A 23,510-nucleotide genomic window follows, 5' to 3' on the forward strand; every position below is an offset into this window, starting at 1 on the left:
TGTAAAAGGTAAGGTGAAAGGTTATGCCGGAATTGCCGGAAGTAGAAACAGTTAGACGGACGTTAAACACCTTGGTTGCCGGCAAAACGATCGATCATGTTACAGTATCTTTGCCACGTATTGTTCAATTACCAGATGATCATAAGCAGTTTGAGATTGAGCTTCAAGGGCATACGATTGAGAAAGTGGAGCGTCGTGGCAAATTTTTGCGAATCGTAATGGATCATTTGGTGTTGGTTTCTCATCTACGGATGGAAGGACGCTATGGAGTCTATACAAAAGATGAACCTGTCGAGAAGCATACTCATGTTATTTTCCATTTTACCGATGGTACAGAGCTTCGTTATAAGGATGTACGTCAATTTGGTACCATGCATTTATTTAAAAAAGATGAAGATTTGCAGTCTAAGCCACTGATGCACTTGGGGCTTGAACCGCTTGCGCCTGAATTTACAGCAGAGCAGTTTATCAATCTAATGAGCAAGCGTCGTACGATGATTAAGCCTGTGTTGCTCAATCAGAAGTATGTGGTAGGGATCGGAAATATTTATGTGGATGAAGCTTTATTTCGTTCAGGAATTCATCCAGAGCAGATCGCTAATACGTTAACAGCAGAACAATTAACCCGTCTACACGAAGCCATTGTATCAACACTTGCGGATGCTGTAGAAGCAGGTGGCTCTTCGATTAAGTCGTATGTCAATGGACAGGGCGAAATGGGGATGTTCCAGCACAGTCTACGTATTTATGGTCGTAAAGCAGAACCTTGTTATGAATGCGGAACACTTGTCGAGAAGACGGTTGTTGGCGGAAGAGGAACACATTTTTGCCCTGTGTGTCAGCCGCTACCTACTCGTCAGAAACATTGAGGTGACATCATGAATATCGGTTTAACCGGAGGAATCGCAACAGGTAAAAGCTCGGTGTCTGCGTGGTTATCCGCTAAAGGAGCCAAGCTGATCGATGCTGATCTGATTGCGCGTGAAGTGATGATGCCTGACCATCCTGTGCTTGCACAGGTGGTACAACGTTTTGGCGCAGACATGTTACAAGCAGATGGAACACTGAATCGTAAAAAGTTAGGTGAACATATTTTCACCCATCCTGAAGAACGCAAATCGCTTGAAGAGATTACTCATCCTGCGATTCGTGAATTGATTCAGACACGTACTTTAGAGCTAGAACAACAATATCCAGATATGTTAGTGGTTGCAGATATTCCATTATTGCTAGAAGCCAAAGGTGTCTATACGTTTGACCAGATTATGGTAGTGTATGTGCCTCAATCAGTGCAATTGGAACGCTTAATAGCGCGCGATGGATTAACAGAAGAACAAGCATGGAAACGAATAAATGCGCAAATGGATATTGAGCAAAAGAAAAAAGTAGCTGACATTGTAATTGATAACAGCGGTACCCTTGAGGATACGTATGCTCAATTGGAAGAGTTCTGGCAGAGTAAAGGTCTTTCATGAAGAAATTGGTTCGTAAAAGAATACTTTTACCACTGTTTATCCTTGTTGTGATCGTTGTTTTTTTCAATAGTCGCTGGTTAGGTTGGATTTATCCAATCGAATACAAAGAAGAGATTCGTGCGCATGCTGCTGCGTATGAAGTCGATCCTTTTTTAGTCGCTGCGATTATTCGAGTAGAAACGAATTTTAAACCAAGTATGGAATCCAAAAAGGGTGCCTTGGGTGTGATGCAATTGATGCCTAATACAGCGCAATGGATCATGGAGCAAGCACACTTAGATAATATGTCACTGGAAACGGTGAAGCATGAGATCGATCCCAATATCCAGATCGGTACATGGTATCTAAGACAGCTCAATCGTCAGTTTGATGGCAATAAGGTGGCTGTGATTGCGGCTTACAATGCAGGGCCTGGCAATGTGAAATCATGGCTCAGTTCCGGTAAATGGGATGGCACACTAGAAGATGCTAAAGATATTCCTTTTGGCGAAACAAGACATTATGTTCAACGTGTATTATATTATTATAAGCAGTATACTGAATTATACGATGCCTTTTAGATCGAACAAACACTATGTTGGATTCTGGAACACATATATTTGATAATAGATGAACTATATATGCGTGAACTTGACTGAAATGATGTCCGAATGAACGGTTGGCGAGAAAGGAAGTGACGTGAGCAATGAAATGTCCATATTGCAGTCACAATGGAACCAAGGTGCTGGATTCCCGTCCAGCCAATGATAATAAGTCGATTCGTCGTCGACGTGAATGTGAAAGTTGCAATCGCCGTTTTACGACGTTCGAAATGGTAGAAGAAACTCCACTGATTGTGATTAAGAAAGATGGTAGTCGTGAAGAATTTAGCCGTGATAAGATTCTTCGTGGTCTAATTCGTGCTTGTGAGAAACGCCCTGTATCTGTAGATCAATTGGATATGATCGTCTCTGAAGTGGAAAAAAGTCTACATACTACAGCGATGGCAGAAGTGGAAAGTCGTGCTGTAGGCGAGTTAGTGATGGAACAGTTGTACCCTGTCGATGAAGTAGCCTATGTACGTTTTGCTTCAGTCTATCGTCAATTTAAAGATATTAATATGTTTATGAAAGAGCTCAAAGGTCTATTATCCAAAGAAGAGAGCGAAAATACGAATACCTAATCAGAGTTACATAAGATTAGAGATCGTAATAACGTTAGAGGATACTTGATAAGCAAAAGAGAGCATCTTTACAGTCACATGTAGAGATGCTCTTTTTGGTATACATTTCTATAAAATAATGAATTATTCCTATCTACTAAATAGCAGATTAAACTCTCATCCTACTAACGACTGTGAAAATAATTCCGCACTTGTTCGATAAAAAGTTGCTGTATCCCACTACTGTATTTCATAGAACGAAGTTGCAGGATACCGATATTTAAAGGGTTATCTAACACTGGAAAAGGCAAGCAAGTATATCCAGAGTCTATGTGCAAGGAAGAAGGAACAATCCCAATTCCATTTAACTGCTCAGCATACAAAGGAATCAGTGATAGCTGATTTAATGTATAAAATAACGGTTCTTGCTCATATGTTCGGAACGCTTTTTCTACCTGTAATCGATACTTGCAAGACGATTGTCCAATAATCAATAAATGCGATAATAACTCGTCTATCGTTACCGTTTGAGCGGTAGCTAATGAATGACCTACTGGTATAACAACAGAGATCGATTCTTGCGCTAAAGGTTCGAATAAGAAAAGATGAGAATATTCAGAATCTGCACATAACGCAATAGTGATTTTTTCCTGTTGCAAACATTCTTCCAAAAAAGCAGAATGACCCACTGTAATCTCGCAATCAATTTTAGGTTTATATTGCCGAAATTCATTTAAAATGTGAGGTAAATGGTAGTCTGCCCATGTTTCTGTGACTCCAATGCGTAATGTGCCTATTTCTTCTTCGTTTAGTTGCTTGGCAATATCGCCTACATAACGCCAGTGCTGGATGAGCTGATCCACTTGTTCTGCAAATCGTTGCCCGGCAGGCGTGAGTGTAGCTTCCCAATTGCGATAAAACAAAGTGATTCCTAACTCTTTTTCTAATCGTTTAATCTGGTTGGTAATTGTCGATTGAGCATAATTTAGCTTTTCCGCAGCCTTGGAGAACGTTCCTTCACGCATGACTGTCTGAAAAGCAATCAATTCTGTCAGATCCATGATCCATCTCCTTTTGCTATCTTCATCGATAAAATGAATGATCTTTATGATTATTATCTATTATATAAATAGAATGATTCTAAGTACAATAAGAGCATACACAACCGCTTAAATATTTAAGAAATTTATTGATCAGATGGAGGATCAGAATTATGCCATTTACAAGAGTCAGTTATATGGAGAATCAGTACCATGCGGAGCAGTTGCAACAGATCAGTGGGGTCATTTTATCAGCGCTGGTAGATTGCTGTGATGTACCGGTAAAAGATTGCTTTCAAGTATTTCATCATCATCAGTCAGAACAATTTATATATGATCCACACTATTTACAAGGAGATCGTTCAGATGGATTACTGTATATCCAGATTACGTTGAAGTCTGGTCGAGGGGTAGTCAAAAAGAAAAAGCTGTATATGCAATTAGCGAAGCAACTATCACAACAAGTCGGCGTTCGGATTGAAGATGTTTTTATCATGTTAATCGAGACTGAATTTGAAGATTGGTCATTTGGAAGTGGTCTGGCACAAATGGTAAAGGAGAATAAGTAAATGGATAAGCACCTATTAGGCCATTCCAATATTCAAGTATCCAAAGTTGGTCTAGGAACGATGGCATTTGGAAGATGGATCGATGCATCTGCTTCACAACGTATTCTGGATCAAAGCCTAGCGCTAGGTATTCATTTTATAGATACAGCTAACTTTTATGGCAAAAGGCAAGATATTGACCATATTGGAGATGGATTAGGAGAGCAGATCATTGGTCAAGCGCTGAAAGGAAAACGAGATCAGGTGATCCTTGCAACCAAAGTAGGTATGCGTATGGGTCAGGGTAAAATGGACGAAGGGTTATCTCGTCACCATATCATGCAAGAGATCGATCGTTCTCTACACCGTCTGCAAACTGATTACATTGATCTGTATCAAGTTCATGAATTTGATCCTCATACACCACTTGAAGAAACGTTACTTATATTGCATGAATTAGTACAGCAAGGTAAAGTCAGAGCAATCGGGTGTTCTAACTTTGCTGTAGATCAGTTACGTGCTGCTTACAAGTTCAGTAATACGCATCAATGGACACCTTTTACTTCTATTCAATCCGAGCTTAATGTGCTGACTCGAGATATAGAGCAAGACGTGTTTCCTTATGCGGATCAAGTTGGAATCGGGAAGATTATTTACAGTCCACTGGCAAGAGGGATATTATCAGGACGCTATTCATCACTACAAGATATTCCTCCTGAAAGTCGGATGGGCAAAGGCGAAGAACGCATGAAGCATTATTTTACAGAAGAAAATTTTACAAAAGTGGATAAATATCGTGTGATAGCAGAAGAAGTAGGGGTTACACTGGTGCAGTTAATATTATGGTGGACGATAGAACATCCACAAATAGATTCGATGTTAATCGGAGCAAGTCGTACAGCGCATATCGATGAGATCGAACAGGTGATGTCATTAGGAACTATGCCTGTATCCCTATGGGAGCAGATAGCTTCTATAGATTGAATAGCACAGAGATTGAAATATAAAAAGGAACTGAAATATAAAAAAGCCCATCCCGCAATAGACGAGACAAGCTTAGTAAACGATAAGTATGCGGTCAAGAGGACTCGAACCTCCACGGGGGTAAGCCCACACGGACCTGAACCGTGCGCGTCTGCCAATTCCGCCATGACCGCGAATATGTAACTTCCACATGTTCATGATGTTTGTCTGAGAAGTTAATGTGGGAGTGGTGAACAAATCACCGTAACTAAGATTATATCGGATTTGAAAAGTGAATACAAGTTTTTTGCTCGTCTGATCCATACCATTCGTACAACAATAAAACAACGATGAATCGTATATACTGTTCCCTTGATCGCTCAAAGGAGACACCGATTCATCGTTGTTTGTTATATCAAAAAGATTTTAATCCATCGAGCGTTGAGAAGACAGACTAGATTAAGATGTACCCTGTACTTTTTTCAAAATCGTTTCTAATACATAGGTCTTAGCAGGAGGAGTATTATTGAAAAAGCTAGGATCCACAATATAAACATGCCCATTCTGTACTGCTGTTAACTGGTTCCATATTGCACCATCTGCTGTGGCGGTCATTCGCTTGGTCAAAGCGTCAGGTGTATCACCAGCAACGCCTGTAGAGATAAATAGATAATCTGGATTGGTGCTTTGCAACTGAGCAACTGTTGCCGGAGCTGATACCGCATCTGTTGGCAATGTAGCTGGAGCTTTAAGCGCCATATCCTGATACATGACTTCGCCTACACCATTTTTGGCATTGTTGTATAACATCATGCCGTCTTTGGTAATTGAAGCCGCTGCTACTGTAGATGTTCCGATAATAGGTGTTAGCTTGGATTTACTTGCATTGGTCGCTTGTTGGAAAGCGTTGAGATATTGTTTGACAGCCGTTTCTTTATCTACAATCGTTCCATAGTTATACAGTTCACTGCGCCAGTCGTTGGTTTGTGCGATATAGATGGTCGGTGCGATTTTGGACAATTCATCATAGACTGCACGATCACTATTATCGGTGAAGATTAGATCAGGCTTTTGACCTTTCAGTGCAGATAGATTAATCTCTGTACCTTCGCCTTCGATCAGTGAAATATTATTCTTTTCTTCATCTGTCATATAGATAGGAAAAGGATTGCTTTCAGTCGGCTTAGGAGCCAGTGCTACATTCACATCAATCGCATTCAGGTAATCCAGTGCATATTGGCTAGTGACTGCAATACGCTTCGGAGAAACCGGAATACTTACCGTTCCAAAAGAATCATTGATCGGCATCGTTTTGATCCCATTGGGATTGAAAATATCGGCACGCGTTTCTTTAGGCTGTCCGCAAGCCGTCAAAAAAATCAACATTAGGAGTAATCCCAATCCTGCTTTGGCATAAGTAGTATTAAATTTCAATGCATTTCGCCTCTTTTCTGAGTACTATACTTCATTATACCAATACACACAGAACCAAAGTCAACGCTTCCGCCCAACTGTCACCCGCTTGTCACAGACTGCGGGGCTAACGGTATAAATTGAGGTTGCAGGGAGGAGAGAAAGAGGTGTAAAAGGATCTTTCTTGACGAGGTATAGGTGGATGTGATAAATTAATGTAGTTGTTGCTTTATGTATTTTTTCTCTCCACATGATTATGAGAGAAATAGGTTGAGTTATAACTAAACATGGGGCTATAGTTTAGGGGGAAAATAGGTCGCTGGCAGCGATCAGTCGGCGGTTCGATTCCGCCTAGCTCCATAAAATAAAAATCCGTTAGACACTTTTCGTGTTTAGCGGACTTTTTGCGTATAATAGACTCATCCAAATACATAACACTTACAGGAGGTTCCAACCCATGTCTTACCAACAACTTACTTACACCATCGACAGCAACGGCACGATCTACGATAACGATTCGATCGAAGCTTCCGTCATTTCAGATATCGTTCTCGATTTCCAAACAGGTATCTACGACTATCTCATTATCACGCCAATCCAGCCCATCGAACACAGTATCTACATACAAGCGGCTTCGGAACAACATGAAGGGGAAGCGATGGTAATTGAGATTCGGTTTGTACCTGAAGAAGACCCATCTGCGTTTCAACATTATGCGTATCACACATCCAACCACCAGGAAATCATTCAAATTCTTTTGGATTACTGGACTCAGCAGAAATTACCCGATCTCACCAACTGGTATAATATCACTAACGAATTTTAAAGAAAGCGAAAAGAAACACTATACATTTTTAAAAATAAAAACTAAAATTCACTCTTAAAAAATAAATAATGTAAGCGTATACTTTTTCTCTTGCCAAATGAATCAAACGATGATATTCTTGCTTTAGGGATTGTTACTGCAAAGGCAAAACCCAGTACATGTAGCTAGGTCTGACATGTGTTGGGTTTTGCCTTTTTGCGTATAATATCTCTATCTAGAGCATTCAATATCGCTTTAAAGTAAGCGCTTACTATAAAGTGATACAGCAAGCTCAGGATACTCCTTACCCTCAAAAGAATAGAAATAGGATTGTTACTGGTCATGCAGGCAAAACCTAATCAGATCGTATCTATATCTACGCGATCTAGTTGGGTTTTGTCTTTTTTTCGTACCTCAATGCCAAAGGAGCGATAACCATGAAATATGAACAATTAGCCAAAGATATTATCCACAATATTGGTGGTCGGGACAATGTGAATAGTCTGACACACTGTATTACACGCTTGCGTTTCAAATTAAAAGACGAAAGCAAAGCCAATACGGATGTACTTAAAAATATGGATGGCGTCGTTACCGTTATTCAGAGTGGTGGACAGTATCAGGTGGTTATTGGGAATCATGTACCTGATGTGTACGCTGAAGTGAGTACCATTGGAGGATTTCAAGCAGATACAGTACAAGATACATCTAACGGAGAGAAAGTAAGCTTGTTTAATCGCTTTATTGATATGATCTCCGGCGTATTTACTCCGATCTTAGGCGTGCTGTGTGCTACAGGGATGATCAAAGGATTTACTGCATTACTGCTTGCATTACATGTGTTAACAAAAGAGTCAGGAACGTACGAAATTCTTAATGCATTAGGCGATTGTCTATTTTATTTCTTCCCAATCTTTCTGGGTTATACGGCTGCCAAAAAGTTCAATGCCAATATATTTATCGGAATGGCGATCGGAGCAACATTGGTCTATCCGACGCTTAGTGGCTTAACTGCTGGCGATCCATTGTACACCTTGTTTGCAAGTACATTATTTGAGTCACCGATCCATATTACGTTTTTAGGAATACCTGTAATTCTGATGACGTATTCGTCTAGTGTTATTCCGATTATTTTAGCTACGTATGTCGGTTCGAAATTAGAAGTATTTTTCAAAAAAATCATTCCAAGTGTTGTGCGTACGTTCTTGGTTCCGTTCTGTACATTACTTGTTATTGTTCCGTTAACCTTACTTATTATTGGACCAATTGCTACATGGGCAGGTCAATTGTTAGGGGCAGGTACATTGTTTGTCTATAACTTAAGCCCGATTATTGAAGGCATGTTGATCGGTGCATTCTGGCAAGTATTTGTTATTTTCGGCTTACATTGGGGTCTGGTTCCGATTGTGATCAACAACTTAACGGTTATGAAATTCGATCCTGTTTTAGCAGGGATGTTCGGAGCTTCATTTGCACAGACAGGTGTTGTACTAGCAATCTTACTTAAAACGAAAAACGTCAAACTCAAATCACTTTCGATTCCTGCATTTATCTCAGGTATCTTCGGTGTCACTGAGCCAGCGATTTATGGAATTACACTTCCTCGTAAAAAACCATTTATTATCAGCTGTATCGCGGCTGCGGTAGGTGGAGGGATTATCGGCTTTGCAGGTACCAAAGCTTATATTCTAGGTGGATTGGGTATTTTCGGAATTCCAAGTTATATCGGTCCAAGCGGCATAGATGCTGGATTCTATGGCATGTTGATAGGTATTGGAGTCAGCTTTATTCTTGGATTTGCTATTATGTATGCGATGTTCCAAGACGACAAAGAAACAGCTAAAGTCACAGAATCACAAGCACCCAAAACAACGATCAAAATCGCTCAAGAAACGATTGCAAGTCCGTTACAAGGAACAATTCTTCCACTTAGTGCTGTAGAAGATGAAGCATTCTCCTCGGGTGCACTGGGCAAAGGGATAGCGATTGAACCGTCTGAAGGCAAAGTATATTCGCCTGTGGATGGTGTATTGACTTCGATGCTGTCATCCGGTCATGCGCTGGGGATTACCAGTGATCATGGCGTAGATATTTTGATCCATGTGGGTCAGGATACGGTGAAGTTAAAAGGCAAACATTTCACACCTAAAGTGAAACAAGGCGATATCGTCACCAAAGGACAGTTGTTGATGGAGTTCGATATCGAAGCGATCAAAGCCGCTGGATATATTGTAACTACACCCGTGATTATTTCCAATACAGCTAATTTCCAAGATGTTGTGCAGACCGACAAGCAAGCGATTCATTTCAAAGAAGATCTAATTACGGTCTTGATCTAATACAGACTTAAAGGGATTGTTGAATACGTATACATTTTCTGTGGAATCAAAATAATCTCTACTCATATGTAAGTTCCAAGTGTCTGACAGTATACAGATCAACAGACACTTGGAACGATACTGATCACTATATAACAGGAGGAATGAATGATGAGCACACTACAGCCTACATTTCCAAAAGGATTTCTATGGGGAGGAGCAACAGCTGCGAATCAATTAGAAGGTGGCTATAATCAAGGGGGCAAAGGGTTAAGTACATCTGATATGCTGACCGCAGGCACACATACGACGTCTCGCAAAATCACAACAGCGTTAGACCCTACACTCAACTATCCAAGCCATGAAGCTATTGATTACTATCATCGGTATAAAGAAGATATTGCTCTGTTTGGTGAAATGGGCTTTAACGTATTTAGGATGTCGATCGCCTGGTCACGTATTTTCCCGAATGGCGATGATCTTGAACCTAGTGAAGAAGGATTGCTGTTCTATGATCAAGTCTTTGCTGAGTTGAAAAAGAATAATATTGAGCCTTTGGTAACGATATCTCACTATGAAGCCCCATTTGCTCTAGCGCAGAAATATAACGGTTGGTCTGATCGCCGTGTGATTGATTGTTACACTCGTTATTGTGAGACACTATTTACAAGGTACAAAGATACTGTGAAATACTGGTTAACCTTTAATGAAATTAATATTTTGACGCTACCGTTTGGAACGTTTCTGGCTGGCGCAATGATTCCTAAAGGCAATGGAGAATTAGTCGATACATCGCAAGATGATCCACAAGCACGATACCAAGCGCTTCATCATCAATTTGTAGCTAGTGCCAAAGCCGTTAAGTTAGGGCATCAGATCAATCCCGATTTCAAAATCGGCTGTATGATAGCTTATATGTGCTCCTATCCGCTAACTTCGAATCCAGAAGATGTAATTTTGGCGCAACAAAAAGATAATTTAACGAACTTCTTATGTTCGGATGTACAGGTTAGAGGAGCTTATCCGGGCTTTGCTAAGCGTTATTTTGCAGATCAAGGAATTGAACTTGTGATGGAGCCAGAAGATGAGCAGACTTTGAAAGAAGGCTGTGTCGATTATTATACATTCAGCTATTATTCTTCGACTTGTGTGAGCGCTGATCCTGACCAAGAACAAGTAGGTGGTAATCTATCCATGGGACTCAAAAATCCGTATCTCAAAGCAAGCGATTGGGGATGGCAGATTGATCCACAAGGATTGCGCTGGTCACTGAACAATATTTATAATCGTTACCAGATTCCTTTGATGCTTGTGGAAAATGGTCTGGGTGCTGTGGATGAAGTGGAAGCCGATGGAAGTATTCATGACGATTATCGTATTGAGTATTTGAAGCAACATGTGATCGCTATGCAAGAAGCGATAGCGGATGGCGTTGACCTGATCGGCTACACGCCATGGGGCTGTATCGACCTTGTCAGTGCAGGCACAGGCGAGATGAAGAAAAGGTACGGATTTATTTATGTCGATAAAGATAATGACGGTAAAGGTACACTGGATCGCTCACGGAAAGATAGCTTTTTCTGGTATCAGAAAGTGATTGAGAGTAATGGAGCCGTGTTGGAATAGACATCTTTGAATAAATTATTGCCAATATACAATAAAAAGTCTGCTGCACTCCTTGAAAAGGGGTTAAGCAGACTTTTTTATTTCATGTAAATGAATATTTATTAGATTTAGATATTGTAATTATCTAAGTTATTAAAGCATAATAAGATGTATATAAATGACAGGAGAGAAGGAATTTGGACAACTCATTACGAGAACTTGCAAAAGAGCATACATTAGAAGCAATGAAAATTGAAATTCAGAAGAATCAACAATTGATTGATACCACACCTGTCTATCGCAATACATATAGAACGACTAAGATTGAAGTTCTTCGTGCTATAATTCGTAACCATATCCTTCGTCAATTCCTTCATTTATCTTTTGAAGATCGTACTTTTCAAAACTTAAAAAGGTTAAAAGGTACAAGTAATGAATTCGAGATATTTATCTCTAATATATCTGCTACAAGTTATGCTTATGAAGTAACATATAATGCTGAAAAACAATTATTTCTGGACTATAAACATGTTAATCATAGAAATACTGATTATTTTTTGGAACAATTATTAGATACATCTTTAGAAGAACAGGATGAAACAATAAGAATAACAAGAACAACTAGAATTTTTTCTTCGGTGTTTAACATGATAAGAAAGACAGTCAATATCGCAGGATTATCTATATCATGGCTAATAACCATTTTCTTTGTTGTCTGTATTATAGGAGCTGTAATAGGTACGATTAGGAATCATGAACCTAATACATTGGAAGCTGATTCTACTGGTAATAGTAATGCTATTGTTGGCAGTGATTCTGATAACAAGATGAGATCATTGGATGTACAGATCGAAGATCATTCAACCGCATCTAATTTTGGAAATGAAGGTATAAGCGGAAATGATTCTTCGGAAGATAGTGTGGATGATACTGCAACAGAAAATGTCATAGATGCCTCTTTATCAACTCTGCCCCCTGAAGCTGTGAAGAGTGATGATTATTCATTTGAAAAAGATAAAGAAGATCAGACTTCAGTACTTGTACCAGTTGAAGAGGAAGAACCTGTAGCGATAGAAATACCAGAAGAGACTTTTACTATGGGATCAACTAAAGATCAAGTTAAAGCAGTCATGGGTAATCCTACATCGAATTTAGGAAGTTCTTGGAATTATGAGTACTCATCTATACAATTTGATCAGAATGAACAGGTTGATGGTTGGTCGAATATAAGTCATAATTTGAAAGCATATATGGGTGATCAAAAAGAACATGCTTCTCCATTTACATTAGACTCTACTAAAGAAGATGTGGTAGATTCGATGGGAACGCCAACATCTATTATAGGAACGACATGGGGCTATGAGTATTCGATGGTAAACTTTGATAGAAATCATACCGTAATAGGTTGGTCAAATATTAGTGACAATCTCAATGTATCTATAGGTTTAGCTCAAAAAGATGCTATGCCATTTACGACGCACTCCTCTAAACAAGAAGTTATTAATGCAATGGGAACACCAACATCTATTATAGGAGATACATGGAGTTATGATTATTCTAGTATACGATTCGATAATAGTGGAGAAGTTATAAGTTGGTCAGATATAAGTCATAATTTGAAAATAGACTCATTAAATTAAAAGGTCATATCTACAAAAGGGCTTCTCTCTTAATGGAGGGAAGTCTTTTCAAATAAGTTGAATCTAACATCGTTAGATGATATCATGAACCAAATAAGAAATGAACAAAATCTTACAGGGTTAGATAAGAGGGATAAAATGGCTAAAAAAATAGCAGTGAGTGAAGCGAGAGTATTGGAAGCATCTTGGGAATTGTTAGCTCAAGATGGATTGGAAAAGTTCAGTATGCGTAAATTAGCAGACTTGATCGGGATTCAAGCGCCTTCGATTTATTGGTATTTCAAAAGCAAGCAATTACTTTTTCAAGCTATGGCAAATCAAGTCGCAAGAGAAATTATGCTGAATATTCATCCGCAAGGAGATTGGAAAAAACAATTGCATCATTATGCAGTCACGATGCGAGAACAGTTACGAATTTATCCATGTTCTGCTCAATTGCTAATGAGAACATTGCCTTTAGAAAGCGATTATTTGCAGTTGTTAGATCAATTTCTGCAACCGATCGAACCTCTTCCGCTGACAGATAAAGAAAAGTTGAACTATATCGTCTGTGTGATCAACTATGTATTGTGTCATGAACTTGATGAGTATGAACGTCAACAAGTCGCGATCGGTATTGGTGTTAAAGATGAGAAGTTATTAGAAGGTTGGGCGCTAAAATCATTTGATCAGATTCCACAAGAAAAAGTAAGTATTATTCACCGGATGTATACCAATGGTCTATTTGGAGAAGTCGGTACAGATGAGATGTTTGAATCGGGATTAGATATTTTGTTACGTGGCATCGAGCAAAAGGTTATAGCTAGTTCGTAAGATATCCATCGGAACGTTAAAGGAAGATAAGCAAGCGTACACTTTTGAGACAAATAAGATAATAATCCCTGCATCCAAAACCTCAACAGGCGATGGCATACAGGGATTATTTATGTTACTTTGTAGAAATGGTTATGTGGTAACTTTGGCAAATACAATAAAGAAGACCATCAATTCAGCCAACACGATATGTGGAGAAACCATAACTAGCCAATCAAAAGCGAATAAGACAATCAGTGTAAGAATCAGTCCAATCATCACTTTAAATCGTGGCTTGAAGTTATGGTAGCGATACCGATGGAATACGACCATTACAGCCACAAAGTAAATCAATACCGAAATAAATGTAAAGCTAAGAATAAATAGATACGACAGTTGCTCCAAAAATAATAACTGAATCGAAGCCGCAATCATACTCAGTGAAAAGTAAATAAACAGATGCCCATACATAATCGTTTGCCCGGCAGTTTGTTTTTCTTTATCCACATGCTTTTCGACATTTTCAAAATACTGCCACCAGATCGCAATAATCAATACAAATGCCATCGCTGCAAACAGAATAGATGAAGGTGTAAATTGATCAGATTGCAGTACAGATAGCATACTGATCACTGACTCACCTAGCAAAATTAACGTAAACAAAGCAAAACGTTCTAACAAGTGAGCGGTATGAATCGGCGTTTTAACTAGATTTCGACGACCGATCAAAGGGACGATAATATCGACTGCTATCCCTGCATACAGAACAAAATAACGAATCCATGAATCGAAAAACAAAGAACAACATGAAATAACAATCCCTAGCCAGAAATACTTGCCAAAAAATCGAGCCGTTTCTTGGCGATGATGTTTCTCTTGAGTAGTCGTGATCATATACTGAATCACCATTAATGCTCGCAAACCGATATATCCAATCAGAAAAGGTATGTAATTTGAATCAAAATCAATATTAAGACTGGCTGTCATGATCAATACAAAAAATAATTGCACAATCATAAATATCCGGTCTTTGGTGCTGTCTTTTCCAAATCGATTGTTATATACGCTTTGCCCTACCCAAGCCCACCAGATCGGAATAAAAATAAGTAAAAACTTGGCTAACTGTTCCAAAGACATACCACCGTGTTCGACATGAAGTAACACATGGGTCGCTTTAGAGACTGCCGCTACAAATAGAAGATCATAAAACAACTCTAGCCAGGTTACCTTCTTTTCTAACATAAATTTCCCCCTTGTATATCCATCGTATTTTCATATCTATTGTATAGAATGGACATAAAAGTGTCAGCTTATTATTTTTATAAAGAAAAGCCCGTTATCTGTAATGAAGCGATAACGGGTTGGTTTCTCAAAGCTTATTTATTTGTTGAATCATAACAATCGCAAGCTGGTATTTAGATCAGAATATAGTTGCTTTATTTCGAAGTCATAGATTTCTCGGATTCTCCTGCTTCACGACCGCTATGTTGAATCGAATCAGGAATAAATAGGTTACGACCTGGCAGTTTATTTTCCCACATGATTGAATTGTATAACCGTTCTGGATCAATCAATGGAGAACCCCCGTTAATCCGTGGAATCGTCATAAGATCGGTATCACGTGTGACTAATCCAAGTTCCGTTGTAAAAGCATAACGAATCCCTACTTTTTGGATAATCTTCTCAACTTCAGGCGTATGCAATCCGTAAGGATAAGCAAATGTATTGATTACATGTGGAGTGAGTGGACGAAGGGCTTCAACACAGCGTCGCATATCATTTTCAATGCGTGCTAGATAATGCTCATAGGTCTCGGTGACTCCATCTTTTACCAGTGCAGCGGTTAATGCGTCTGTAGTATCGCTTGTTTTGTAATGTAATTTATTGGTGTGAGCTTGCACTTCCATTGTTGGATCTGTGCTGGTCATATTTTTGATTTCTGCTTTGGTCATATGTGGAGTCGCCACAAGAGCGCCTTTGCTAAAATCTCCTGTAATGACAAAGCTTACCCCTGGAATATGACGTTCTTTCATAATTGGATAGGCTGTCGTATAGAAGTTCTCATACCCATCGTCAAAAGTCACCAATACGGCGTTATCTGGCACTTTGCCACCTTTCATAAATAATCGGAATTGTTCAAGCGAGATAAAATTCATATCTTTAGAACGTAAATAATCCAATTGAGACGCAAACAGAGCAGGGGTGATAATATCGCCTCCTTGCTTGATCGGATCGATATCATGGTACATCAGTACAGCAACTTTATTTTGATAACGATCTTTTTGGGCAATGGAAGCAAATTGTTCCACAGGTGGAAGCTGGTCTGCGGATAATGGTTCATTGATTGTTGTAGGGTTGGTTTGTGAAGAAGAGCTAGACTGATCTGCCGAGGCAGAAGTAAAGGATGAGAAAAGATTGCGATCAGAATACATAGCCATTGCGATAAGCACAATTGCTAGAGTCGTTACCAGACCGGTAACCACAAACACAGACGTTTTGAATAATTTCATACATAGATCATCCTTTGTTAGAAAGTGGGGGCATCATTAGCACTAATATCGGAAAATAAAGAGGAGGATATAATATGTGACTTGTAAACAATCATGATTAAGCGCATTTTAGTTGAGGTGGTAAGATGCGTTTTGCAGGATTATATCGTACACTAAAAAGAAATGATCTTATGTTCACATAATAGTACCATCTCTATATCGTACACCATGCCATAATGGGGATATAACATATATACTTATTTTTAAATCAAATTTGAAACAAAGTAAACCTACACTATAGATCAAGTAATAAAGGTAGAATGGAGCTGGAATATGAACTACCGTAATATGGAAGAATGTGTGAATGATCTGGAAAAAAACGGTCATCTGATTCGGATTCATGAAGAAGTTGATCCTTATCTTGAAATGGCTGCGATTCATATGCGTGTTTTTGAAGCAGGCGGGCCTGCATTACTTTTTGAAAATGTAAAAGGTTCTCGATTCCGTGCAGTATCGAATCTGTTCGGAACTGTAGAACGGAGCAAATTTATTTTTAGAGAGACATGGGAATCCACACAAAATGTAATCGCTTTGCGTAATAATCCGATGCAAGCACTCAAGCATCCTTTTCAATATGTAGGTACAGGTCTATCTGCTCGTAAAGCTTTACCTTTGAAAAAATCGAGTGGATTACCAGCAGAATTTGAAGAAATTCAGATTGAGGATTTACCACTGATCCAGAACTGGCAAGATGATGGTGGTGCTTTTGTAACATTGCCGCAGGTATATAGCGAAGATCCCGAAAAGCCAGGCATCATGAACTCTAATCTAGGGATGTATCGTGTGCAGTTAAACGGAAATGAATATGAGTTGAATCGAGAGATCGGTATTCATTATCAGATTCATCGTGGTATTGGTATTCATCAGGAGAAAGCCAATCGTCAAGGTAAACCGCTAAAAGTAAGCTGTTTTATCGGTGGCCCTCCAGCACATACCTTATCTGCGGTTATGCCTTTGCCTGAAGGAATGAGTGAGTTAACATTTGCAGGATTATTAGCAGGACGACATTTTAGCTATAGTTATGTGGATGAATTCTGTGTCAGCAACGATGCTGATTTTGTAATTACAGGCGAGATTTATCCGGATGAGACGAAGCCAGAAGGACCTTTTGGAGATCATCTGGGCTATTATAGTCTGACTCATGAGTTCCCGATGTTACGTGTACACAAAGTCTATGCACGCAAAAATGCGATTTTCCCGTTTACCGTTGTAGGTCGACCACCGCAAGAAGATACGGCTTTTGGCGCTCTGATTCATGAATTGACAGGTGGAGCGATCAAGCAAGAGATTCCGGGAGTCAAAGAAGTACATGCTGTCGATGCCGCAGGGGTACATCCATTGTTATTTGCGATTGGTAGCGAACGATACACGCCTTATCAGCAAGTGAAGCAACCAGCGGAGATTCTGACGATAGCGAATCGAATTCTGGGAACAGGGCAGTTAAGTCTTGCTAAATATTTATTTATGACTGCGGAAGAAGAAGAGATATTGGATTCTCATCATGTTGAACATTTTCTAACGTATATATTGAAGCGGATTAATTTGCACCGTGATATTCATTTCTATACGAATACAACAATCGATACTCTGGACTATTCAGGGACTGGGCTTAATACAGGTAGTAAAGTGATCTTTGCGGCTGTAGGTGAACCGAAGCGTGAATTATGTACAGAGGTTCCGGCGATCTTACATGATCTACCGCAATGTGGAGCAGCTCATCTGGTGATGCCAGGCGTAGTGGCTTTACAAGGGGCTAGCTTTGTCGATTATGAACATACCGAGCAACAATTACAGGATCTATGTGAGAGTATTGCACAACGTGGTGAATTGCCTGACTGTCCGTTAATTATCCTGTGCGATGATAGTCCATTTTTAAGTGCGACGATCGACAATTTCTTGTGGGTTACGTTTACACGAAGCAATCCTTCTCATGATATGTATGGAGTGAATAGCTTTACCAAGCATAAGCATTGGGGTTGTGATAATGTCATTATTGATGCACGTACCAAGCCTCATCAAGCTCCACCATTGATTCCTGATCCTGACGTGGCGCAAAATATAGAGCGACTGTTTGCAGATGGAGCAAGCTTGAGTACATTAACACGTCGTACTTCACAATCGTAAAAAGAGGATTAACAAAGAACCTTTACTCTTAGTTATAGAGAAAGGTTCTTTTTATTATATACATTTACGTGGTAGAAGAACGAAATAGTAGTGCAGAAATAGAACCAATAGAGAAAAAACACTCGATATGATAACTTATCTATCACCAAATGAAGAAGAATTATCAGAAAATTAGTAATAAACAACAATATGAAGCTTTTAATTTAGAAATCATGACAATAAATCTATCATTAACTTTTAAAAAGAAGAATATTACATATATAATAAGCTTACAAGTTATATCTCATTACATTTCAAGTTAAAATAAAATAATATATCACATCAACATCACATATTAAATAGCTTCAATTCATTCTAATAATCAATAGATATAGAGCAGAGGAAGGATGAGAGAGTATGAGTTTGGCAGAACTGAATCAACGTGTGAAAACAGACCTTTCTTATCTAGCTTATGGAGGAGCAGATTGGGTACGTCCATTGCAACATCCAGCAGGTCATGTCTATGATGTCGTGATTGTAGGTGGTGGTCAGAGCGGTCTGGGCGCAGCTTTTGGATTATTGCGTGAACGGATATCGAATATTTTGGTTATAGATGAAAATAAAGAAGGGGTCGAGGGTCCATGGGAAACGTATGCACGGATGGTCACTTTGCGTACTCCTAAGCATTTAACATCAATAGATCTAGGGATTCCTTCATTAACGTTCCGCTCATGGTGGGAAGCACAGACAGGTGCAGAAGGATGGGCAGCTGTGGATAAAATTCCACGTGGAGACTGGATGAACTATCTGCGGTGGTATCGCCATATTCTTGATTTACCTGTATGCAATCATGTACGCTTGAAGCTGATCGAACCGACCGAAGAAGGGATTCACCGTCTGCATATCGAGAATACCAGCTCAGATTCAGTAAGCGTTAATGACGTACTTTTAGCACGGAAAGTCGTGTTGGCGACAGGTATACAAGGCGGCGGAGAGTGGCATGTTCCACCAATGATCCGTAATCATCTGCCTTCTCATCTGTATGCTCATACTTCAGCAGATATTGATTTTGAACCGTTAAAAGGCAAAAAAGTAGCTATATTAGGTGGCGGAGCGTCCGCTTTTGATAATACTCATTTTGCCCTTACACAAGGTGTAGGCGAAGCTCATGTTTTTGTCAGACGTGAACAATTACCACGAATCAATCCGATTCGACAAATGGAAGTATCGGGTATGATTGAACGATTTGCCGCTTTGCAAGATGAAGATAAATATGCAGCAATCGGGCACTTTTTCAAATACAATCAACCCCCCACCAATGATACATTTGAACGTGCATCTGCATGGGATGGATTTCATCTTCATTTGGGATCACCATGGTTAAAGGTTGAACAAGTAGGTGAGCAAGCTGTCGTTACCACACCTCAAGGAAGATTTTCGTTTGACTTCTTAATTATCAGTACAGGATTATTAAGTGATCCCGCATTACGTCCTGAATTGAAGTTAGTAGAGTCTCATATTGCACGTTGGAGTGATAAATATACAGCACCGGCAGAAGTGGCTAATCCATTATTGGATGCTCATCCGTATCTTAGTGCAGGGTTCGGTCTGCAAAGTCGAGATGAAGCCGGTAAAGAACGACTGCATGGATTGTATGTTTTTAACTATTCTGCGTTGGTCAGTTGTGGATTATCGGCATCTGCGATTTCAGGCATGCGATTTGCGATACCGAAGTTAGTCGGAGCGATTGCGGATGAATTGTTTTTAGACGATCGAGCAGATATTTTACACAATTTCTTCGCTTACGCTGAAGATGAATTTATCGGACAATGGCCGAAAGTAGCCAATACTGTAGATGTATAAGTAAGCTTTGAAAGTCTGTAACTTAATGATCGTTCTATAAAAAGAAACCTGCAAACACGTTGAAATCGTGCTTACAGGTTTTTTTGTTTGTATTCATTTTCCAAGTGATCTACATAATCTTTGGCTTCTTTGAGTCCCCATCCACGTGCTTCACGAACTTCTTTGATCGCTTGAATCTTTTTATTGTCATGAGTCAAAAACAATATACGTTCTTCAAACGTAGCTTGGTCAATCATTGGCGGTGAATGAGGAGGATGAACTTCACTTGTTGAAGATACCGACTTGGCACGATAAGAGGTAGACACTCCTGCATTACCCGGCCGATTTTTGAGCCATTCTAGATCTGATTTTATTTCGTTGAGTTGACTTTGTAGACTAATGACACGCAGTAACAGAAATACGGATAATACAAGCGCAATCATCGCTACAATTTCATATGTATTCATGGTATCTTGCTCCTTTCTTTATATAGTCATCTACAAAAGTATAACATACATCAGATTAGGGGTCATATCAGCATCTATTGTTTATCTTTTGTGAAATAAATCTATGAAATGTAGATGCGTTTTGCTACATTATCACGTAAAATAATACTGTGAATCACTTACAGTATGTACATACTTAGAAAAGAATAACCTGTTGATGAATGAAGCTATAGGGAGCGTATGAGATGGAAAAGTTATTACAGCAAGTAAAGGATGAATTGATCGCTCATGTTATTGTAGAAAGTTTTCATTTTATGGAGCCTGTACGAGTAAAAAATGCACCTCAGCCATGGGTTTTACTCGGTGCAGGGAATTATGCAGCTGTATTTTATCATCCCGATTATGAAGATTATGCAGTGAAAGTATATGCAATTGGGAAGACAGGCTTAAAAGAAGAAGCAGCCGTTTATGAAAAGTTAGGTGTACATCCTGCGTATTCCGCTTGTTATTATGTAGGTGAGAATTTTCTAGTTCTAAAGCGTCTACGAGGTGTAACCGTCTATGAATGTATGAAACGCGGAATTCTAGTCTCTGAACAAGCGATCAAAGATATAGATGCGGCGCTCGATTATGCTATTTCCAAAGGTCTACGTCCTCATGATATTCATGGTAAAAATGTGATGGTTGAACATGGGCGAGGGCTGATCGTAGATATCTCTGACTTTTACAAACAAGAAGAATGTAAAATGTGGGCAGACTTCAAAAAAGCATATTACCGTCTATATTTGCCTGTTGCTTCTCGTATATTATTTCCAGTGCCAGGTATCATGTTGGAAGGTGTACGCAAAGGCTATCAAGTATATCGTAAACGAAAAAAAGCTCAACTAGCTAGACACTGACTTGATGTAGTGTCTTTTGTTTTCATTTATCCCAAATAAGGTATATAGAAGTAATAGATCATACAGACTCTATAAAGGAGGCATTATCCGATGATCACTATCCCGGAACGAATCATACTGGCTAATCTACCGACCAAGATCGAAAAGTTAGAGCGTATCTCTGCGCAATTACAAGGACCTTCCATCTATATCAAGCGGGATGATCAGACAGGGACTGAATTATCAGGTAACAAAATTCGCAAACTGGAATATTGTATTCGTGAAGCTATCGACCAGGGTTGTGATACGTTGATTACTTGTGGAGGGATTCAATCGAATCATTGTCGTGCAACAGCCGCCGCAGCCGCCAAGCTCGGGTTAAAAGCAATCGTTGTATTACGTGGTCATGATCCTGATACATACGAAGGCAATTTATTGTTGGATCATTTATTAGGTGCAGAAGTATGTTGGATCAGTAGTGAAGATTATCGAGATCATCGGATGGATATTATGCATACGATTGCTGATGAAGTATCAGCTAAAGGGCAACAAGCTTATGTGATTCCAGAAGGAGCTTCAAGCGGAATCGGTGCATTTGGATATTTCTCAGCGCTACAAGAAATTGTCCAGCAAGAGCAAGAATTAGGTATCTCTTTCGATGCTGTTATTGTGGCAGTAGGCTCAGGTGGGACACATGGTGGATTATTGCTAGCTCAACAGTTACTTCCTACTTCACATCGTATTATAGGGATTAATGTGTGTGATGATGAAGATTATTTTATAAAAGCGATTACTACAGTTATTGAAGAAAGTGCTCATTACCTTGATCAATCGGTTACGATACCGACTGAAGCGATAGAAATCATAGACGGCTATGTAGGTAAAGGTTATGCTCAAAGTCAACCTCAAGAATTACAGTGTATTAAAGATCTGGCTTCGCTAGAAGGTGTAATTCTTGATCCTGTGTATACGGGGAAAGCTTTTTACGGGTTAGTTGAAGAAATTCGTAAAGGCACATTCCAAGACCTACAAAATATCTTATTTATTCATACTGGCGGATTATACGGATTATTTCCTCACAGTGCATCTTTTGAATTTTAAAATAGAAAAAGTCTGCTATACACATAATAATCTAGTGTTAGCAGACTTTTATAATAAATCGCAATAAGCTAAATTAAAATATTTATTACAAATTAGGATTATAGGCACTGCCTTTATTAAATATAATTATGCAGTAGGTTTGTCTACTTCAGGTACAACAGGAGTAGCTACAGCTGATTCATCTTCTAGTTCGGCTTCAATAGCTGGAGATACTTTGATTACAACAGCTGTAGGATCAGTAAGCACTTCAACGCCTTTATGGAATTCAAGATCAGATACTAATAAATGCTCACCAATACCAATTTTAGTAATATCGACTTCAAAAGCACTTAGCAAATCATCAGGCATACAACGAACATCAACTTCATACAATTCGACTTGCATAACGCCGCCTTCATAGACACCGATCGGTTCGCCAGAGAAATGAATAGTTACTTTAGTATCCATTGCTACATTCATATTCAATTGGTGAAAATCAATATGCAAAATCTTTCTTGTAATCGGATCTTTTTGAATATGTTGAATAGTAACAGGCTTTTTGCCTTTGGTAGGAATGTCTGCCATAAGAATAGCGCGAGGATTTTCTTTAATTGTTGCTAAAAATGATTTTTCTTCAACCATAACCGAAACACTACCAATATCTTTACCATATACAGTAGCAGGAATTCGCCCGCTAGTTCTTAATTCACGAATCTGTGATCCACTTTGTTGGCTACTACGTTCATTTAATACAATAGAGTTACTCATTTGTATTGCCTCCTTGGACATACAAGAAAATTTTACGCAAAAAAAGCTGATTAGCAATGGATGTCTAATCAGCTCGCCATGCGAACACATTTTCTTGTTGTTAT

The 23,510-nt window shown here is 39.1% G+C and carries 21 protein-coding genes and 2 tRNA genes; 16 read left to right on the forward strand and 7 right to left on the reverse strand.

Annotated elements, in window-relative coordinates; genetic code table 11:
* Nucleotides 1–23: 23 nt before the first annotated feature.
* The 4 genes from mutM (at nucleotide 24) to nrdR (ending at nucleotide 2,637) form a co-directional block, all read left to right on the forward strand.
* Complete coding sequence (mutM, locus tag PaeCFBP13512_RS08060; protein WP_137222346.1) at nucleotides 24–869, forward strand: DNA-formamidopyrimidine glycosylase; 846 nt, start codon at nucleotides 24–26, stop codon at nucleotides 867–869.
* Between the two features lie 9 nt (nucleotides 870–878).
* On the forward strand, nucleotides 879–1,475 hold the full coding sequence (gene coaE / locus PaeCFBP13512_RS08065) for a dephospho-CoA kinase (RefSeq protein ID WP_137222348.1): 597 nt from the start codon (nucleotides 879–881) through the stop codon (nucleotides 1,473–1,475).
* Nucleotides 1,472–2,035 (forward strand): lytic transglycosylase domain-containing protein, encoded by a 564-nt coding sequence (locus tag PaeCFBP13512_RS08070; protein ID WP_069326999.1) that lies wholly within the window; start codon nucleotides 1,472–1,474, stop codon nucleotides 2,033–2,035. Before coaE ends, PaeCFBP13512_RS08070 begins: the two co-directional genes overlap by 4 nt.
* Nucleotides 2,036–2,160: 125 nt before the next feature.
* Nucleotides 2,161–2,637 carry a transcriptional regulator NrdR gene (gene nrdR / locus PaeCFBP13512_RS08075; protein WP_069327000.1) on the forward strand — a complete coding sequence of 159 codons (477 nt, stop codon included), beginning with the start codon at nucleotides 2,161–2,163 and terminating at the stop codon, nucleotides 2,635–2,637.
* Nucleotides 2,638–2,801: 164 nt separating this feature from the next.
* On the opposite strand, the gene PaeCFBP13512_RS08080 is transcribed toward nrdR, so the two are convergent.
* Entirely contained in the window at nucleotides 2,802–3,677 is an 876-nt protein-coding gene (locus PaeCFBP13512_RS08080) for a LysR family transcriptional regulator (RefSeq protein ID WP_137222350.1), read from the reverse strand.
* A 152-nt stretch (nucleotides 3,678–3,829) separates the two neighbouring features.
* Here PaeCFBP13512_RS08080 and PaeCFBP13512_RS08085 point away from each other — a divergent pair, with 152 nt between their 5' ends.
* Nucleotides 3,830–4,225, forward strand: a complete 396-nt coding sequence (locus tag PaeCFBP13512_RS08085; protein WP_137222352.1) for a tautomerase family protein — start codon at nucleotides 3,830–3,832, stop codon at nucleotides 4,223–4,225.
* On the forward strand, nucleotides 4,226–5,188 hold the full coding sequence (locus PaeCFBP13512_RS08090; RefSeq protein WP_137222354.1) for an aldo/keto reductase: 963 nt from the start codon (nucleotides 4,226–4,228) through the stop codon (nucleotides 5,186–5,188).
* Between the two features lie 89 nt (nucleotides 5,189–5,277).
* Here the strand turns inward: PaeCFBP13512_RS08090 and PaeCFBP13512_RS08095 are convergent.
* A tRNA-Leu gene (locus PaeCFBP13512_RS08095) sits at nucleotides 5,278–5,361 on the reverse strand.
* 265 nt (nucleotides 5,362–5,626) lie between these two features.
* Complete coding sequence (locus PaeCFBP13512_RS08100; protein WP_137222356.1) at nucleotides 5,627–6,601, reverse strand: ABC transporter substrate-binding protein; 975 nt, start codon at nucleotides 6,599–6,601, stop codon at nucleotides 5,627–5,629.
* Between the two features lie 268 nt (nucleotides 6,602–6,869).
* Here PaeCFBP13512_RS08100 and PaeCFBP13512_RS08105 point away from each other — a divergent pair.
* From PaeCFBP13512_RS08105 to PaeCFBP13512_RS08130, 6 genes are all read left to right on the forward strand, one after another.
* Nucleotides 6,870–6,940: transfer RNA gene (locus tag PaeCFBP13512_RS08105), tRNA-Ala, on the forward strand.
* A gap of 97 nt (nucleotides 6,941–7,037) precedes the next feature.
* Entirely contained in the window at nucleotides 7,038–7,406 is a 369-nt protein-coding gene (locus tag PaeCFBP13512_RS08110; protein ID WP_137222358.1) for a hypothetical protein, read from the forward strand.
* Nucleotides 7,407–7,822: 416 nt separating this feature from the next.
* A complete protein-coding gene (locus PaeCFBP13512_RS08115; RefSeq protein WP_137222360.1) occupies nucleotides 7,823–9,724 on the forward strand; it encodes a beta-glucoside-specific PTS transporter subunit IIABC in 1,902 nt (633 codons plus the stop codon).
* Nucleotides 9,725–9,874: 150 nt separating this feature from the next.
* Nucleotides 9,875–11,329, forward strand: coding sequence for a glycoside hydrolase family 1 protein (locus PaeCFBP13512_RS08120; RefSeq protein ID WP_137222362.1), 1,455 nt, complete (start codon nucleotides 9,875–9,877; stop codon nucleotides 11,327–11,329).
* Between the two features lie 176 nt (nucleotides 11,330–11,505).
* A complete protein-coding gene (locus PaeCFBP13512_RS08125; RefSeq protein ID WP_137222364.1) occupies nucleotides 11,506–12,948 on the forward strand; it encodes a hypothetical protein in 1,443 nt (480 codons plus the stop codon).
* A 138-nt stretch (nucleotides 12,949–13,086) separates the two neighbouring features.
* Nucleotides 13,087–13,761, forward strand: a complete 675-nt coding sequence (locus tag PaeCFBP13512_RS08130; RefSeq protein ID WP_161594237.1) for a TetR/AcrR family transcriptional regulator — start codon at nucleotides 13,087–13,089, stop codon at nucleotides 13,759–13,761.
* Nucleotides 13,762–13,893: 132 nt separating this feature from the next.
* On the opposite strand, the gene PaeCFBP13512_RS08135 is transcribed toward PaeCFBP13512_RS08130, so the two are convergent.
* Nucleotides 13,894–14,982, reverse strand: coding sequence for a low temperature requirement protein A (locus PaeCFBP13512_RS08135; protein WP_069327011.1), 1,089 nt, complete (start codon nucleotides 14,980–14,982; stop codon nucleotides 13,894–13,896).
* Nucleotides 14,983–15,176: 194 nt separating this feature from the next.
* The gene (locus PaeCFBP13512_RS08140) at nucleotides 15,177–16,250 is read right to left on the reverse strand and encodes a polysaccharide deacetylase family protein (RefSeq protein WP_137222368.1); all 1,074 of its coding nucleotides are present in this window, start codon (nucleotides 16,248–16,250) and stop codon (nucleotides 15,177–15,179) included.
* A 312-nt stretch (nucleotides 16,251–16,562) separates the two neighbouring features.
* Here PaeCFBP13512_RS08140 and PaeCFBP13512_RS08145 point away from each other — a divergent pair, with 312 nt between their 5' ends.
* Together PaeCFBP13512_RS08145 and PaeCFBP13512_RS08150 are read left to right on the forward strand one after the other, a co-directional pair.
* On the forward strand, nucleotides 16,563–18,413 hold the full coding sequence (locus tag PaeCFBP13512_RS08145) for a UbiD family decarboxylase (RefSeq protein WP_137222370.1): 1,851 nt from the start codon (nucleotides 16,563–16,565) through the stop codon (nucleotides 18,411–18,413).
* Between the two features lie 396 nt (nucleotides 18,414–18,809).
* Nucleotides 18,810–20,255, forward strand: a complete 1,446-nt coding sequence (locus PaeCFBP13512_RS08150; protein WP_137222372.1) for an FAD/NAD(P)-binding protein — start codon at nucleotides 18,810–18,812, stop codon at nucleotides 20,253–20,255.
* Nucleotides 20,256–20,326: 71 nt separating this feature from the next.
* On the opposite strand, the gene PaeCFBP13512_RS08155 is transcribed toward PaeCFBP13512_RS08150, so the two are convergent.
* A complete protein-coding gene (locus PaeCFBP13512_RS08155; RefSeq protein ID WP_069327015.1) occupies nucleotides 20,327–20,701 on the reverse strand; it encodes a ribosomal protein L7/L12 in 375 nt (124 codons plus the stop codon).
* A 224-nt stretch (nucleotides 20,702–20,925) separates the two neighbouring features.
* Here PaeCFBP13512_RS08155 and PaeCFBP13512_RS08160 point away from each other — a divergent pair, with 224 nt between their 5' ends.
* Complete coding sequence (locus PaeCFBP13512_RS08160) at nucleotides 20,926–21,579, forward strand: serine/threonine protein kinase (protein WP_137222374.1); 654 nt, start codon at nucleotides 20,926–20,928, stop codon at nucleotides 21,577–21,579.
* A gap of 90 nt (nucleotides 21,580–21,669) precedes the next feature.
* A complete protein-coding gene (locus PaeCFBP13512_RS08165; protein ID WP_137222376.1) occupies nucleotides 21,670–22,659 on the forward strand; it encodes a D-cysteine desulfhydrase family protein in 990 nt (329 codons plus the stop codon).
* A gap of 126 nt (nucleotides 22,660–22,785) precedes the next feature.
* On the opposite strand, the gene PaeCFBP13512_RS08170 is transcribed toward PaeCFBP13512_RS08165, so the two are convergent.
* Complete coding sequence (locus PaeCFBP13512_RS08170; protein ID WP_069327018.1) at nucleotides 22,786–23,406, reverse strand: 50S ribosomal protein L25; 621 nt, start codon at nucleotides 23,404–23,406, stop codon at nucleotides 22,786–22,788.
* Nucleotides 23,407–23,510: the final 104 nt, after the last annotated feature.

The sequence above is a fragment of the Paenibacillus sp. CFBP13512 genome, from assembly GCF_005233705.1.
Classification (GTDB): domain Bacteria; phylum Bacillota; class Bacilli; order Paenibacillales; family Paenibacillaceae; genus Saccharibacillus; species Saccharibacillus nuruki.